9 protein-coding genes and 1 pseudogene are annotated in these 16431 nt (G+C 56.7%); 9 read left to right on the top strand and 1 reads right to left on the bottom strand.

All coding sequences use genetic code 11. The features are described 5' to 3' along the window. Positions 1 to 102: 102 nt before the first annotated feature. The 6 genes from N5J73_RS06575 to N5J73_RS06600 all read left to right on the top strand — a co-directional run bounded on the left by N5J73_RS06575 (position 103) and on the right by N5J73_RS06600 (position 11210). A complete protein-coding gene (locus N5J73_RS06575; protein ID WP_003821145.1) occupies positions 103 to 1410 on the top strand; it encodes an efflux RND transporter periplasmic adaptor subunit in 1308 nt (435 codons plus the stop codon). Next, positions 1407 to 4583, top strand: coding sequence for an efflux RND transporter permease subunit (locus N5J73_RS06580; protein WP_012614062.1), 3177 nt, complete (start codon positions 1407 to 1409; stop codon positions 4581 to 4583). The genes N5J73_RS06575 and N5J73_RS06580 overlap by 4 nt, the downstream gene beginning before the upstream one ends. Before the next feature lie 20 nt (positions 4584 to 4603). Beyond that, entirely contained in the window at positions 4604 to 6109 is a 1506-nt protein-coding gene (locus N5J73_RS06585) for an efflux transporter outer membrane subunit (RefSeq protein WP_003821143.1), read from the top strand. A 49-nt stretch (positions 6110 to 6158) separates the two neighbouring features. After that, on the top strand, positions 6159 to 6545 hold the full coding sequence (locus N5J73_RS06590) for a MerR family transcriptional regulator (RefSeq protein WP_015912830.1): 387 nt from the start codon (positions 6159 to 6161) through the stop codon (positions 6543 to 6545). A gap of 79 nt (positions 6546 to 6624) precedes the next feature. Further along, positions 6625 to 7755, top strand: a complete 1131-nt coding sequence (locus N5J73_RS06595; protein ID WP_049285238.1) for an MFS transporter — start codon at positions 6625 to 6627, stop codon at positions 7753 to 7755. 14 nt (positions 7756 to 7769) lie between these two features. Then, positions 7770 to 11210 carry a molybdopterin-dependent oxidoreductase gene (locus N5J73_RS06600; protein ID WP_073661981.1) on the top strand — a complete coding sequence of 1147 codons (3441 nt, stop codon included), beginning with the start codon at positions 7770 to 7772 and terminating at the stop codon, positions 11208 to 11210. A 230-nt stretch (positions 11211 to 11440) separates the two neighbouring features. Here N5J73_RS06600 and N5J73_RS06605 read toward each other — a convergent pair. Continuing rightward, positions 11441 to 12470 (bottom strand): IS630 family transposase gene (locus tag N5J73_RS06605; protein ID WP_161789755.1). Its coding sequence is split into 2 segments (ribosomal slippage): positions 11441 to 12017 and positions 12016 to 12470, totalling 1032 coding nucleotides; the frame shifts between segments, so codons are not numbered across the junction. Positions 12471 to 12589: 119 nt separating this feature from the next. On the opposite strand from N5J73_RS06605, the gene N5J73_RS06610 reads away from it, so the two are divergent. From N5J73_RS06610 to N5J73_RS06620, 3 genes and pseudogenes are all read left to right on the top strand, one after another. After that, the gene (locus N5J73_RS06610; protein ID WP_073661980.1) at positions 12590 to 13822 is read left to right on the top strand and encodes an efflux RND transporter periplasmic adaptor subunit; all 1233 of its coding nucleotides are present in this window, start codon (positions 12590 to 12592) and stop codon (positions 13820 to 13822) included. Then, a pseudogene (locus tag N5J73_RS06615) lies at positions 13819 to 15555 on the top strand (efflux RND transporter permease subunit); the annotation flags it as partial. The gene N5J73_RS06610 and the pseudogene N5J73_RS06615, both read left to right, overlap by 4 nt. A gap of 101 nt (positions 15556 to 15656) precedes the next feature. Next, complete coding sequence (locus tag N5J73_RS06620) at positions 15657 to 16352, top strand: FadR/GntR family transcriptional regulator (RefSeq protein WP_003821135.1); 696 nt, start codon at positions 15657 to 15659, stop codon at positions 16350 to 16352. Positions 16353 to 16431 lie beyond the last annotated feature (79 nt).

A 16431-nucleotide genomic window follows, 5' to 3' on the forward strand; every position in this document is an offset into this window, starting at 1 on the left:
AGGGCTTGACCTTGCCGTCGTTGTAACGCCTAGCCTCCACACAAATGTCTGCAGAGCGCTTCGGAAGGGCCGGAGTCCTGCATCCAAGAAAGGGTCACTTCCATGCGTAAAAAAATCAGAATCATTGTGGTGGCAGGCGTCATCGCAGCCGTCGGGGGGATAGCGATCGCTGCCCGCGACGCCAAGGACGAGGGCAAGGCCGCGGCGCCCCCGGCGGGCGCGCCGATGGCGCCGCAGGTGCCCGTGGCCGAGGTCATTACCCGCACGGTCGCGCCATCGGCCGAGTACACCGGCTTCCTGGCCGCGCCCAAGACCGTCGAGCTGCGCTCGCGGGTCGGCGGCGCCGTCGATGCGGTGAGCGTTCCCGAAGGTAGCCTCGTGCGCAAGGGCCAACTGCTGTTCCAGATCGACCCGAGGCCGTTCCAGGTTGCGCTCGACACGGCCGTGGCGCAACTGCGTCAGGCCGAGGTGCTGGCCAGCCAGGCCCAGGCCGACTTTGACCGCGCCGAGCGCCTGGTGGCGACCGGCGCCGTCGCGCGCAAGACCTATGACGATGCCGCCTCCGCACGCAACGCGCGCCAGGCTCAGGTGCAGGCGGCTAAGGCCGCCGTTGCTGCGGCTCAGCTGGACCTGTCCTACGCCCGCGTCACTGCGCCCATCGCCGGGCGCGTCGACCGCGTGCTCGTGACCGAGGGCAACTTGGTCAGCGGTGGCGGCGCCGGCGCGGCCACGCTGCTGACCACGATCGTATCCATCGACCCGTTGCACGTGTACTTCGACATTGATGAGGCCACCTATCTCAACGTCGTCAGCCGCTCGCGGCCCGCTGCGGGCGCCGGTAGCAAGGCTTCGCTGCCCGTGCAGGTCGGGCTGACCACGGACAAGGGTTTCCCGCACAGGGGCGCGCTCGACTTCGTGGGCAACACCATTGACCGAAGCACCGGCACGATCCGCGCGCGCGCCGTTGTGCCCAACCCGGATGGGCGCATGGCACCCGGCATGTTCGCCCGGGCCAAGCTGTCCACCGGCGCGGCGCGCGAGGCCGTCCTGATCGACGATCAGGCCGTGGGCACCGACCAAGGGCGCAACTACGTGCTGGTCGTGGGCGAGAACAACCAGGCCCAGTACCGGCCCATCGAACTGGGGCCGGTGGTGGACGGGCTGCGCGTCATCAACGGCGGCCTGCAGGCCGGTGAGAAGATCATCATCAAGGGCCTCGTGCGCCCCGGCATGGCGGTCACGCCGCGCATGGTGCCCATGCAGGCGCCCGCGGCACCGGCCGCCGGCGCGACCGGCGCGACCAAGGCTGCGGCAAACGCTCCGGCTCCCGCTGCGGCGCCTGCCAAGGCCGGTGGCGCGGACCCCGCCAAGGCTGACGGCGCGGCCGGCTCGGCGGAGGCCCGCAAATGAATTTCCCCCGCTTCTTCATCAACCGGCCGATCTTCGCCATCGTCCTGTCGGTGCTGATGCTGATCGCGGGCGCGATCAGCTATTTCCAGCTCCCCCTGAGCGAGTACCCCCAGGTCACGCCGCCGACGGTGCAGGTCACCGCCAGCTATCCCGGCGCCAACCCGCAGGTGATCGCCGACACCGTGGCATCGCCGCTGGAGCAGGCGGTCAACGGCGTGGAAGGCATGATGTACATGCAGTCCCAGATGTCCACGGACGGGCGGATGGTGCTGACCATCTCGTTCGAGCAGCACATCGACCCCGACGTCGCGCAGATCCAGGTGCAGAACCGCGTCTCACGCGCGCTGCCCCGGTTGCCGCCCGAGGTCCAGCGCATCGGCGTGGTCACCGACAAGACCGCGCCCGATATTCTCATGGTGGTGCATATGCTCTCGCCGGGGGACCGCTACGACCCGCTGTACGTGTCCAACTACGCGATGCTCAACGTGCGCGACGAACTGGCGCGCCTGCCGGGCATCGCCAACGTGATCATCGGCGGTGAAGGCGAGTACGCAATGCGCGTCTGGCTCGACCCCGAGAAGGTCGCATCGCGGGGCATGACCGCCAGCGATGTGGTCGCCGCCATCCGCGAGCAGAACGTGCAGGTCGCAGCCGGCTCGATCGGCCAGCAGCCGAATGCGTCGGCCGCCTTCCAGGTCAGCGTCAATGCGCTGGGGCGCCTGACCACCGAAGAGCAGTTCGGCGACATCGTGATCAAGGCCGGCGCCAACGGCCAGGTGACCCGCCTGCGCGACGTCGCACGCCTGGAACTGGGCTCGGACAACTACACCATGCGCGGCCAGCTCGACGGCGAGAACGCGGTCGGCCTGCAAATCCTGATGACGCCCGGCTCCAATGCCCTGGACACGTCCAGCGCGGTGCGCGCGACGATGGAGCGGCTGCAGGCCAAGTTCCCCGAAGGCATCGAGTACAAGATCGCCTACGACCCCACAGTCTTCGTGCGCGCCTCGCTCCAGTCCGTCGCCGTCACGCTGCTGGAGGCCATCCTCCTGGTGGTGATCGTGGTGGTGCTGTTCCTGCAATCTTGGCGCGCGTCGATCATTCCACTGATCGCCGTGCCGGTCTCGCTGGTCGGCACGTTCGCGGTGATGCACATGTTCGGCTTCTCGCTGAACACGCTGTCGCTGTTTGGCCTCGTGCTCTCCATCGGCATCGTGGTGGATGACGCCATCGTGGTGGTGGAGAACGTGGAGCGCCACATGGCGCTGGGCGAATCGCCCAAGGATGCGGCGCGCAAGGCGATGGATGAAGTGACTGGCCCGATCCTGGCCATCACCTCGGTGCTGGCAGCGGTCTTCATCCCCTCGGCGTTCCTGTCGGGGCTGCAGGGCGAGTTCTATCGCCAGTTCGCGCTGACCATCGCGTTCTCGACCATCCTGTCGGCGATCAACTCGCTTACGCTGTCGCCAGCGCTGGCCGCCATCCTGCTCAAGCCGCACCACGGCGCGGCCAAGCCCGATCGTCTCACGCGCATCATCGACGGCGTGTTCGGCGGCTTCTTCCGCCGCTTCAACCGCTTCTTCGATCGCGCCTCGAATTCCTACGTCGGGGGCGTGCGCCGCGCGGTGCGCGGCAGCGCCATCGTGCTGCTGCTCTACGTCGGCTTCCTGGGCCTGACCTGGCTGGGCTTCCACAAGGTGCCTGCGGGCTTCGTGCCGGCCCAGGACAAGTACTATCTCGTGGGCATCGCCCAGCTTCCGACCGGCGCCTCGCTGGATCGCACCGAGGCGGTCGTCAAGGAGATGACCAAGATCGCACTGGCTGAGCCGGGCGTCGAGAGCGTGGTGGCCTTCCCGGGCCTGTCGGTCAATGGACCGGTGAACCAGCCGAACACCGCGCTGATGTTCGCCATGCTCAAGCCCTTCGATGAGCGCAAGGACCCGTCGCTGTCGGCCTTCGCCATCCAGGGCAAGCTCATGGGCAAGTTCAGCCAGATCCCGGACGGCTTCGTTGGCATCTTCCCGCCGCCGCCGGTGCCGGGCCTGGGTTCGATGGGCGGCTTCAAGCTGCAGATCGAGGACCGGGCGGGCCTGGGTCCCGAGGCGCTTGCGCAGGCACAGGGCCAGATCATGGGCAAGGCCATGCAGGCGCCCGAGCTGGCGAACATGCTCGCCAGCTTCCAGACCAATGCGCCGCAGTTGCAGGTGGACATCGACCGGGTGAAGGCCAAGTCGCAGGGCGTATCGCTGACCGAGGTGTTCGACACCCTGCAGGTCAACCTTGGCTCGCTCTACGTCAACGACTTCAACCGCTTCGGTCGCACCTACCGGGTCATGGCCCAGGCCGATGCGCAGTTCCGCATGCAGGCTGAGGACATAGGCATGCTCAAGGTGCGCAATGCAGCGGGCGACATGATCCCGCTGAGCGCGATCGCGACCATCGAGCGCAGTTCCGGCCCCGACCGGGTGATGCATTACAACGGCTTTCCCTCGGCCGACATCAGCGGCGGGCCAGCGCCGGGCTACTCGTCCGGCCAGGCCACCGCCGCGATTGAGAAGATCGTGAGCGAATCGCTGCCGGACGGTATGACCTACGAATGGACGGACCTGACTTTCCAGGAAAAACGGGTTGGCAACACGGCGATCTACATCTTCGCGCTGGCGGTGCTGCTCGCCTTCCTGTTCCTGGCGGCCCAGTACAACAGTTGGTCGCTGCCGTTCGCTGTGCTGCTGATTGCACCCATGGCGCTGCTCTCGGCGATCGCCGGCGTCTGGCTCTCTGGGGGCGACAACAACATCTTCACGCAGATCGGTTTCGTGGTGCTGGTCGGCCTGGCTGCCAAGAACGCGATCCTGATCGTGGAGTTCGCCCGCGCGAAGGAAAGCGAAGGGGCCGATCCGCTGGCAGCCGTGCTCGAAGCCGCGCGCTTGCGGCTGCGCCCGATCTTGATGACGTCGTTCGCCTTCATCGCTGGCGTGGTGCCGCTGGTGCTGGCCAGCGGTGCGGGCGCCGAGATGCGCCACGCCATGGGCATCGCGGTGTTCGCCGGCATGCTGGGCGTGACGGTATTCGGCCTGGTGCTGACGCCGGTGTTCTACGTTGTGGTGCGCAAGCTGGCGCTGCGCCGCGAAGCGCGCCATGCCCGTGGCGGCATGACCGACCAGCACGCATGACGGCCAGGAGGACATACGACATGAAAACATCTTTCGCATTCACACGACCCGCCAGGACGCTGGCGCCGCTCGCCCTCGCGGCGGCGCTGGCTGGCTGCTCCATGGCACCGAAGTATGACCGGCCCGCAGCGCCGATCGACACGGCCTATCCCTCGGGCGCGGCCTATGTGGAACTGGCGGCCGCGACGCCCGACGACGCGATCACGGCCGAGATCGGTTGGCGGGACTTCTTCCGCGACCCGCTGCTGCAGCAGTTGATCGGCATTTCGCTGGAGAACAACCGCGACATGCACAAAGCCGCGCTCAACGTGGAGGCGGCTCAGGCGCTGTACCGTATCCAGCGTGCCGAGATGCTGCCGAACCTGGGCGTTTCCGCCCGCGGCGCGTCAGAGCGCGTACCGGCCGACCTCAGTACCACGGGGCAAAGCGACGTGCTCCGGCGCTACGACGTGGCCGGGGTGACGGCCGCCTGGGAGCTGGACCTGTGGGGCCGCATCCGCAGCCTCAACGACCGGGCGCTGGCGTCCTACCTGGCCCTCGACGAGACCCGCATCGCCACGCAGATGAGCCTGGTGTCCGAGGTGGCCAGCGCCTACCTCACGCTGCGCGCCGACCAGGAACTGCTGCGCCTGACGAGCGACACCCTCGCCACACAGAAGCGCTCCTATGACCTGACCACCCAACTGGTGGAAGCGGGAAATTCCACGCAGCTCGACCTGCGCCGCGCGGAGATCGCGCTGCGCACCGCCGAGGCCAACCGCGCCGCCTACACGCGGCAGGCGGCCAAGGACCGCAACGCGCTGGTGCTGCTGCTGGGCCAGCCGCTGACGCCGGAGCTGTCCCGGCAGCTTGACGAGGCCGTGGCGCTGCCGGACGACATCGTGCCGACCGACCTGCCGAGCGGCCTGCCGTCCGAACTGCTCGCGCGTCGGCCGGACATCCGCGCCGCCGAGCAGATGCTGATCGGCGCCAACGCCAACATCGGCGCGGCGCGGGCCGCGTTCTTCCCGACGATTAGCCTCACGGGCTCGGCGGGCACGGCCAGCGCTTCGCTGGACGGCCTGTTCGATTCGGGCTCGCGGGCCTGGAGCTTCCTGCCGCAGATCACGCTGCCCATCTTCCGCGGCGGCGCGTTGCGAGCCAATCTGGACGTGGCACAGGTACAAAAGAGGATCGAAATCGCCAACTACGAGAAGTCTATCCAGGCGGCCTTTGCTGAGGTGGCTGACGGCTTGGCGGGCAAGCGCACGCTTGATGAGCAGATCCGCTCGGAGCAGCTCCTGGTAGCGGCTAGCCAGAAAGCCTACCAACTAGCCGAGCAACGCTTCCAGGAAGGCGTGGACGACAACCTCACCTTGCTCGATGCGCAACGCACACAGTACGGTGCGCAGCAGACCCTGGTGCGCACGCGCCTGACGCGGCTGAACAACCTCATCCACCTCTACAAGGCGCTGGGTGGCGGCTGGACTGAGCACACGGTGCAATCGGGCGCCACCGGGCAACCATCCGCCCGGTCGCCGGGATAAGGGCTATGCGCAACGGCGGCGTTCCCCATCGTTGCGCACGGAGAACCGGATGAGGATCGGTGAACTTGCGCGCTTGACGGGCACCCCCCCGGAGAACATTCGGTTCTACGAGCGGGAGGGCCTGTTGCAAGCCCCGGAGCGGTCACGCAACAACTATCGGCGCTATGGCCCGGCCCATGTCGAACGGCTTCACCTGATTCGCAACTACCGTGCCTCGGGAATCGGCCTGGATGACGTGCGCCGCCTACTGGGTTGGGCACATGAGGGGTTCCTGGAACCTGAGCTGCTAAGGCAGGCTGTCCAAGGCCATCTCGCCTGTGTTGAGGAACGCATGGAGCAACTGATCCAGGTGAAAGAGCACCTGCTCGCATTGGCCCTGCACGGTGCTGCTTCCGCCGGGGCTTCCGAGGATGGACCGGCTCGCGATGGTTCGTGAGCATCGCATGTCCATATAACTGAATATATATTCATGCGTGTAATATTTCCGGCCAGACAAACGAATAAGAAAGACGCCCATGACCGACCAGAGCATCACGCGCCGAAACATCGGCGTTCTCACCGCCGCGCAGGCGCTCGGCGGCGCCAGCGCGCCCATCGTGATGTCGCTGGGTGGGCTGGTCGGCCAGCAGCTTGCCAAGAATTCGGCCTGGATCACCTTGCCCGTGAGTCTGTTCGGCCTGGGTCTTGCCATCGGCACCTTGCCTGCCGCCTTCATCATGCGGCACCATGGCCGCCGCAACGGATACGTGGTGGGGGTCGGCTTCGGCGTGGCCTCGGGCCTGATCGCCGCGTTGGGCATCATGCTGGCCTCGTTCTGGATCTTCTGCGCCGGCACCTTCCTGGCGGGCTTCTACGGCGCGTATGTGCAGAGCTACCGCTTCGCAGCCGCCGACACCGCCGAGGACGCGCTTAAGGCCAAGGCCATTTCCTGGGTCATGGTGGGCGGTCTCGCGGGCGCCATCATCGGGCCGCAGTTGGTGATCTTCACGCGCGATGCGGTAGCGGGCACGCCCTACGTTGGCAGCTTCCTCAGCCAGGCGCTGCTGCCGCTGATCGCCTTGCCGATCCTGCTGATGCTGCGCACGCCGAGCCAGACCCAGGCCGAAGCAGTCGCCGATAGCGGTCGGACGGTGCTGCAGCTCTTGGCGATGCCGCGCTATCTGCTGGCCGTGGCTGCGGGCGTGGTGTCCTATGGGGTGATGGCGTTCGTGATGACGGCCGCGCCGGTGGCGATGGTCAACCACGGGCATTCGGTGGACAACGCCGCCCTAGGAATACAGTGGCACCTGCTGGCGATGTTCGGGCCGAGCTTCTTCACCGGGCGACTGATGGTGCGCTACGGCAAGGAGCGCGTGACCGCCGTCGGCATGGTGCTGCTCGCCGCCTCCGGGGTGGTGGCCCTGGGCGGGCTCGGCCTGTCCCACTTCTGGGGCTCGCTGGCGCTGTTGGGCATCGGCTGGAATTTGAGTTTCATCGGCGCCACGGCGATGGTCACCGACTGCCACACCCCGGCCGAGCGGGGCAAGGCGCAGGGCATGAACGACTTCTTCGTCTTCGCCGCCACGGCGGCCGTGGTGGAAAATCGCATGTCGCGCGCAACGAAGCACAGGCCGTCGGCAATTTTAAAGAATATTAACTGTTTTTAGTAGTGAGGTTTCCAATGTCAGATATTATTCCCGGATATTGCACACTTTGCCGTTCGCGGTGTGGGACGCTGAGTGAAGTAGCAAATGACCACCTGATCAAGGTACGGGCTAACCCTGAACACCCTAATGGTAAGGCCATGTGTATGAAGGGGAAAGCGGCACCTGAGCTGGTGGACAGCGCAAATAGAATTCTGTACCCGATGAAGAGAACTCATCCTAAAGGTGCAGAGGATCCGGGCTGGCAACGTATAAGTTGGGAAGAGGCTATGTCAACGATAGCCGGACAACTGGAAAAATTTAAACGAGAGGATGGAGCTGAATCTGTCGCTTTCGGCTTTACGAGCCCAAGCGGTACCCCCCTCAGTGATGCAATTGAATGGTTAGAGCGATTTGTTCGTATCTATGGCAGCCCAAATACCAGCTATGGAACTGAGATATGTAACTGGCATAAAGACGTTGCACATCGATGGACCTTTGGCTGCGGCATTCCTGTTGCTGATTATTCCCATGCCGATCTTATTCTTCTTTGGGGGCATAACCCCGCGAATACTTGGCTTGCCCAGGCTAGTGCGATTGGTACTGGTCGAAATAACGGCGCAAAACTGATTGTCGTGGATCCTCGCCCGACACCCTTAGCGAAAGAAGCAAATGCCTGGCTTGATGTCAATCCTGGAACTGACGGTGCATTAGCTTTGGGGTTAAGCCATCTCCTGGTAGAACGAAACCTGTTTAATCATGAGTTTGTTCGAAACTGGACTAATGGTCCTTTGTTGGTTCGAAATGATAATGGTTATTTTCTTCGGGAAAAAGATATTAACCCACTTGCCATCAGTAATCGCTATACAGTTTGGGACGAACACAACCAGCAAGTCACATTTATCGATTCCGAGACTCGAACTGAAGAAACGCTGATGCCTACAGCTGCACTTGAGGGCAATGTTGAAGTCGCAATAGCTGATGGTGCAAAAATTTCCTGCCAAACGGCGTTTTCATCTTTTAAAGATATGTTGGCTAATTATGACCCAGAAAACGTAAGCCGTATCACCGGGGTATCTGTTGCGTCAATTGAAGCCGCTGCGAGTTTGATTGCCGGGGCCAAGAAAATCGCCTACCACAGTTGGTCTGGAGTGGCTCAACACACTAATGCCACCCAAACAGAACGTGCGATTGCGACACTGTATGCTTTAACCGGTTGTTTCGATCAGGAAGGATGTAATCGAATCTATGCCAGCCACCCGGTAAATGTGGTTAATTCACCGACATTGATGCCTAAATCACAATGGGATAAAGCATTAGGCCTTGAAGAAAGGCCTATCGGGCCGCCTTCACAAGGTTGGGTTCATTCTCAGGATATCTGGCATTCAGTATTAGAAGGTACACCCTATAAAATTCGCGGGTTAATTGGCTTTGGTGCCAACATATTACTTTCACAAAGTGATACTTCTCTCGGACAACAGGCGCTTGAGGCGCTTGAGTTTTATGCCCATGTAGATTTGTTTGAAACGCCTACATCAAAGTATGCTGATATCCTTCTGCCAGTTAACACTGCCTGGGAGCGCGAAGGCCTAAGAACCGGGTTTGAAAGTAGTGCTGCTGCTCAGGACCACATTCAGTTGAGAAAAAAAATGGTCTCTCCGCGCGGTGAAAGCCGTTCCGACCTTGAGATTGTTTTCGATCTTGCATGCCGGTTAGGAATGAATGAAGCGTTCTTCGACGGCAATATTGAGGCAGCCTGGAATTATCAACTAGAACCATTAGGTTTGACTGTTGAGATGCTCAGAAATAAGCCAGAAGGTTACGATATCCCGCTTGAGCATAAAGTCAGAAAATATGCTTTCAGAGACCCAAATAGTGGATATCTGGCAGGTTTCAATACAGAAACAAAACGTGCAGAGTTTTACTCTGAGATCCTTCATCACTATGGTTACAATCCTTTACCTGAGTATGTACAGCCGCAAGAATACCAGCGCAACGATCCTGATTATCCATTAATGCTGACATCCGTTAAAAGCGGATTCTTCTGTCATAGCCAACATCGAAGCCTGACTAGCCTACGAAAAAAAGCACCTTATCCAACGGTAGACATTTCGGCAACTCTGGCTGACGAAGAAGGTATCAAGACGGGGGATTGGGTAGAAATTGAAACGAGAGCAGGTCTTGCTCGATTTAGAGCAAAAGTGGAAGCCAAACTCTCTCATGAAACTGTAATTGCTGAGTTTGGGTGGTGGCAGGCTTGTCCTGATTTTGGCAAACCTTCATACCCGGTTAAAGGTGAGTACAGTAGCAATTACAATAGTTTAATCAGCGGTGATAGCTATGATCCAGTCAGCGGTGCTTTACCTTTGCGTTCATTCCGCTGCCGCATTCGCCGCTTGAATGATTTTGAGCTGATAAGGCGCCCCTGGGAAGGTCGTAAAACATTCAAAGTCATTGAACTGAAAAAAGAAGCAGATAATGTTACGACAATTACCTTCCAATCGAACAGTGAAGGCTACTTACCTGATTATGAACCGGGCCAGCATATCACTGTTAGCTGTTGTCCGATGAGCGATTCTGAAGAGATCGTTACCCGGGCGTATTCGCTGACAGGCCCTGCGTTTGTTCATGACCGTAAAACCTATTCCATTTCTGTCCGTCATCAGAAAGCGACTGATGAGAAAGGTGAGTATGTTGAAGGAATAATGTCATCCTACATAAACACGCATTTGCAGATAGGCAAGGATGTTGAACTTACCCCTCCTGGGGGGAATTTCATTGTCCCGCTCAATGCCGTCCAGCCTGTCGTAATCTTTGCTGGCGGTATTGGAATTACTCCATTCATTTCCTATCTGGAGTCTATTAACCCCCAAGCGGAAGGTCCGGAGATCTGGCTTTTCTATGCTAATCAAAATAGTAGGCTACATGCGTTTAAGAAAAGAATTGCGGAGCTAAATGCGTCTATTGACAGGCTTAAAGTAATTAATATCTACAATCAGCCCCTCGACTGTGATATTCCAGGATTGGATTATGATAGAGCTGGTTACGTTGGTGCGGGAGATGTCGAGGCATATCTTATTGAGAATAATGCTCGTTATTACATGTGTGGTCCGCAGCCTATGATGGATGCGATATCGCGAGGGCTTCAGGAGAGAGGTGTACCTGCATTTGCTATTTTCTACGAGATATTTCGTTCTCCAGCAAAAATAAATAATGATCCCTCATTACGTCATAAAGTCATTTTTGCAAAATCAGGAAGAACAGAGATTTGGACCACGGATAAAGGTACTCTACTTAATTTTGGGGAAAAGCTTGGGATTCAAATGCCTAGTGGTTGTCGTGTTGGACAATGTGAAAGCTGTTCAACTAGGGTGATTGCAGGGAACGTACAGCATCTGAATGGTGTGGAGCCCTCTGATGAGGGGGCATGTTTGACATGTCAGTGCATTCCTGCCGGTGATATCACGATTGATGCTTGAGGTAAGTACTAGCTATTAGCATCCTTTACATCAGGCCATTTCAGTGGCCTGATTTTTTCTATGAATAACATTATGTTTTAAACAATTTTCAATTTTTTGTACGAATTCACCTCAATAGCCGATTTAATCAATTTTATCAGTGCGATCTTTCTAAGTTTTTATCATCCTCCCCCTTGACCTTCCAGTTACTACAAGCTTTAGCCTGTAAGAAATTATACCAATTGCATTAATTAATTGACCAACTTTATCCACTCTCTCCAACAGAGATTTTTGACTCGTTCAACATCCGCAATGAATGTATTCCAAGCGCGAGAGACCTGTTCCACTATTTCTTCGTAACCTCGAAATACGCGGTTTGATAAGCAACGTTGCCGTAACCATTGCCATACTTGCTCCATCGGGTTCAGCTCCGGAGAATAAGGTGGGAGTTTTAACAGACTGACATTGGTAAATGGGCTGGCCGTATCGATCGTATGCCAGCCCGCGCCATCCATTACAACAACGGCATGACGCCCAGGCTCTGTCGCTTCACTTATTAATTTCAGATGCTGCTTCATCACCTCTTTATTCACAAGAGGGCTGATAAGCGCCTGAGTATTACCATTGCTCGGACACACCGCCCCAAAGACATAGCCATAATCGAATTGCTGTTGCTTTACTACTCTTGGCCTGCTGCCCTTGGCTGCCCATATTCTGGACGTCTGATTTTGCTGACCGAATCGTGCTTCGTCTTGAAACCAGACGTCAACGCGATCCAGAGGAAGATGACCGGGAGTGTGAAGGATCGTTTCCAGCAGGAAATTTTTTAAAAGTGTCCTGGGTTTGTTGTGATTGTTTAGGGTGTTTAGAGCGACTGGTTATCCAACTGAAACCGAGCGCATCCATGATGCGGTATACGTTTCGCAACTGATAATCGATTTGGAAGGTGTCGCTAATGTATTGTCGTACATCCTGTGCAATCAAACGCCCCCCCTCCTTTTTAACCGCATTTTCTTTGATAAAATGTGCGATCTGTTCTCGCTGGGAGACGGAGAGCTGACAGGGTCTACCCGGACTAGGTTTGGATTGCAGACCTTCAAGTCCGTGCGCCAGATAGTTGGATACCCAGGTATTAACACTGCCTCTGGCAACCCCAAGGTAAGTTGCTATCTGGGTTCGTGTTTCCCCATTCTTGAAATGATACAAAGCTAGATAGCGGGTTCGCAGTTGCCCGTTGGAGGTTTGCTTTGCTAATTGTTTAAAGTCGTCGGCTGTATGCATATCAAAATCACTCGAATATGAATACCACTATTAGATCAAACTTTTAAGACAATTGGTATTACTACAGACGCCAACTTCGGACTGGCCGAAGAGTTTTGGTGAATGAAAGGATCGTTATGATGAAAATGAAAGTTGGGATATTGCTGATGGCAGTTGCAGTGACAGCCAATACAGAAGTGGTACTTGCAAATGATGATGCAAGCGAAACGCAAAAAAAAACTGCAAATGCGCCTGCAGGTCCACAGGTACCCGTGGCTGTTGCCGTATCACGGAATATTATACCTTCTGCTGAATTTACCGGTTCTTTAGCGGCTATTAAAACAGTGGAGCTACGCCCCAGGGTAGGAGGGGCAATCGAATCTGTTACGGTGCCGGAGGGAAGTCTGGTTCAGAAAGGACAGATGTTATTTCAAATCGATCCGCGGCCCTACCAGGTTGTGCTTGATAGTGCACAAGCGCAATTACGACAGGCAGAAGCTCAGGCGTTCCAGGCAAGCCGCAATTACGAGCGTATTAGCCGTCTGGTAAACGGAGGTGCTGTTTCGCGTAAAGACTATGATGATGCATCTTCTGAGAAAAATGCCCGCGTTGCACAGGTTCAGGTATCGAAGGCTGCAGTCGAAGCAGCAAAGCTGGATTTGTCATACTCGCGTGTGACTGCGCCAATTGATGGCCGTATCGATCGGATTTTAGTAACTGAAGGTAACTTGGTTAGCAGCAGCCAGGGGGGGGCCGCGACTCTATTGACAACAATCGTTTCGTCCGACCCTTTATATGTTTATTTTGATATTGATGAAGCGACATATCTCAATACTGTCAGTAAGGCTCGGCCTGATGTTGTCGGACGTAGCAACGAAAAATTACCCGTACATATAGGTCTGGCAAATGAGAAGGGGTATCCGCACGGGGGGGCGCTTGATTTTGTTGGCAACCAAATTGATCGTAATACCGGCACTGTTCGTGTCCGGGCTATTATCCCGAATGCTGATGGTCTTCTTACTCCTGGAGCATTTGCCAGAGTTCAGTTAGGCACTGGTAGTGAGCAAAAAGTAATTTTGGTAAACGATCAAGCCGTAGGCACAGATCAGGGCAATAAGTATGTCCTTGTTGTTGATGCCAATAATAAGGCGCAGTATCGCCCGATAGTGTTGGGGCCAATGGTCGATGGATTACGTGTTATCAGCGACGGTCTGAAGGCCGGGGAAAAAATTATCATAAAAGGGCTCGTACGACCGGGGATGGCCGTTACGCCAGACATCGTATCGATGCAAACGCTGTTGAGCGTACCTGAGAGGCAGCCTGAAGGTGCATCTAAAAAATCGAATGGCAAAAATGAGGGAGGTAGTAAATGAAATTTCCTCATTTCTTCATCCAGCGCCCCATATTTGCAATTGTCTTATCAGTTTTTATGCTGATAGCGGGTTCTTTAGCGTTTTTTCAACTTCCTCTCAGTGAATATCCGTCCGTAACACCGCCAACCGTTCAGGTAACGGCAAGCTACCCCGGAGCAAACCCCAATGTAATAGCAGATACTGTTGCCGCCCCGCTTGAGCAAGCCATCAATGGGGTTGAAGGCATGCTTTACATGAGTTCTCAAACTGCTTCTGACGGCCGAATGATTTTAACCATCTCTTTCAGACAGGGAACTGACCCCGATATTGCGCAAATTCAGGTTCAGAATCGGGTATCACGGGCTTTGCCTCGGCTACCAACGGAAGTCCAGCAAATAGGGGTTGTGACTGAAAAAACCTCGCCGGATATTCTTATGGTGGTGCATTTGTTCTCTCCTGATGAGCGTTATGATCCACTTTATGTTTCTAACTATGCAATGTTAAACGTACGTGATGAGCTTTCACGCTTACCAGGTGTCGCAAGCATAGCGCTGGGAGGTGAAGGGGAATATGCCATGCGAGTATGGTTAGATCCTAATAAAGTGGCTTCCAGAGGGTTAACATCAAGTGATGTCACTGCTGCGATTAAAGAACAAAACGTTCAGGTAGCGGCTGGCTCTGTCGGACAGCAACCTAATGCATCGTCATCATTCCAGGTCACTGTGAATGCCTTAGGGCGCCTAACTACTGAGGAACAGTTCGGCGATATAGTTATTAAAACCGGAGATGACGGACAAATTACGCGCTTGCGTGATGTGGCTCGTCTTGAACTCGGTTCAGATAACTACTCCATGAGGAGTTTACTAAATAATAAAAATGCAGTGGGTATGCAGATTGTTATGACCCCGGGCGCCAATGCACTTGAGGTGTCTGCATCGGTAAGGTCAACAATGGAACGCCTGAAAGTAAGGTTTCCGGAAGGTATTCAGTACAGTATCGCTTATGATCCGACCGTGTTTGTTAGTGCTTCCCTGAAATCTGTCACGACGACTTTATTAGAGGCCACAATATTAGTTGTGCTGGTCGTGATGCTATTTTTGCAAACATGGAGAGCATCAATCATCCCATTGATCGCAGTGCCTATTTCATTAGTGGGTACGTTTGCATTAATGGATGTATTTGGGTTCTCACTCAATACGCTATCTTTATTTGGTCTGGTTCTTTCAATTGGTATTGTTGTTGATGATGCAATCGTTGTGGTTGAGAACGTTGAGCGCCATATTGCAAAAGGACTCTCACCAAAAGACGCCGCAAGAAAAGCAATGGACGAGGTAACGGGGCCAATTCTGGCTATTACCTCAGTACTGGCAGCTGTGTTTATTCCATCAGCATTCCTCTCGGGGCTTCAGGGCGAATTCTATCGTCAATTTGCATTGACGATTGCTATCTCAACGATTTTATCGGCTATCAACTCCTTAACATTGTCTCCGGCATTAGCTTCCGTACTACTGAAACCACATCAAGGTATAGAGAAGCAAGATTTGTTGACTCGTGTAATGGATCGTTTTTTCGGATCTTTTTTCCGTCGTTTTAACCGTTTCTTTGATAGCCTGTCGAATTCCTATGTTGGGACGATTCGACGTATCGTTCGCGGAAGTACAATTGTACTCATTCTGTATGCTGGTTTTCTGGCACTGACCTTCCTGGGCTTCAAACAGGTTCCTGGTGGTTTTGTGCCTGCTCAGGATAAATATTGCTCTTTTGTCAAATACATAGAATCATCCTATGTATAAGGCCTGAGTTGCTACAATCGAGGTCCGATGGGCTCCCGTCTCTACGTCATTTGAGAACCGCGATGAATAACCGCTTCACACTCCCACAGGCGCCGCGGCGTTCGCTCGTCGATTCGACGATTGAGCTGATCCGCGGCCAGATCGAGGGAGGCGCCTGGAAGGTCGGCGAGCGCATCCCCAGGGAGCAGGAACTGGCCGAGATGCTGGAGGTTGGCCGCAACACGGTGCGGGAAGCCATTCGCGTGCTCTCGCACGGCCAGGTCCTGGAAGTCCGCCAGGGTGATGGCACCTACGTGCGAACCAATATCGATCCGGCCGAGGTCATGCGCCGTGTCGGGCGTTCCGGCTTGCGAGAGCACTTCGCGTTGCGCTGCATGCTGGAAACCGAGGCGGCCAGGTTGGCCGCGGTGCATCGGTCCAAGGCGGACGTTGGGCTGCTGCGCCGACTGTTGAAGGCCCGCGGCGAGCAGGAGCAACACGCATCGAGCGCGGCCTTTGCCGAGGCCGATACGGCTTTCCACTGCGCGATCGCCGGGATGTGCGGCAACGGCGCGCTGGCTGAGCTGTACCGCTACTTCGCGAACTCGGTCCGCATGAACACGCTGACTGCGCTGAAGGACAAGGAACTGCCCGAGCCGGGTCTCGCGACCCATGAGGCGATCGTGGATGCTATCGAGCGCCAGGATGGAGAAGCAGCTGCGGCGGCTGTGCGGAACGTGGTCGCTCCGCTGATTGCGGCACTTGAGAAATCGGGTTGATCCGAGCGCGACTCCCGCGCTGGCAATGCCGCTTTCCATCGAGCAGCCGGTCGCCGGCCCCGTTGATCGGAACGCGGGT

It is taken from the genome of Stenotrophomonas sp. GD03654 (genome assembly GCF_029845105.1).
Taxonomy (GTDB): Bacteria; Pseudomonadota; Gammaproteobacteria; order Xanthomonadales; family Xanthomonadaceae; genus Stenotrophomonas; species Stenotrophomonas africana.

Coding starts and splice junctions, on each gene's coding strand:
- N5J73_RS06595 (WP_049285238.1), top strand. CDS start 6,625: ATGACCGACCAGAGCATCACGCGCCGAAACATCGGCGTTCTCACCGCC.
- N5J73_RS06580 (WP_012614062.1), top strand. CDS start 1,407: ATGAATTTCCCCCGCTTCTTCATCAACCGGCCGATCTTCGCCATCGTC.
- N5J73_RS06620 (WP_003821135.1), top strand. CDS start 15,657: ATGAATAACCGCTTCACACTCCCACAGGCGCCGCGGCGTTCGCTCGTC.
- N5J73_RS06575 (WP_003821145.1), top strand. CDS start 103: ATGCGTAAAAAAATCAGAATCATTGTGGTGGCAGGCGTCATCGCAGCC.
- N5J73_RS06600 (WP_073661981.1), top strand. CDS start 7,770: ATGTCAGATATTATTCCCGGATATTGCACACTTTGCCGTTCGCGGTGT.
- N5J73_RS06590 (WP_015912830.1), top strand. CDS start 6,159: ATGAGGATCGGTGAACTTGCGCGCTTGACGGGCACCCCCCCGGAGAAC.
- N5J73_RS06610 (WP_073661980.1), top strand. CDS start 12,590: ATGAAAATGAAAGTTGGGATATTGCTGATGGCAGTTGCAGTGACAGCC.
- N5J73_RS06585 (WP_003821143.1), top strand. CDS start 4,604: ATGAAAACATCTTTCGCATTCACACGACCCGCCAGGACGCTGGCGCCG.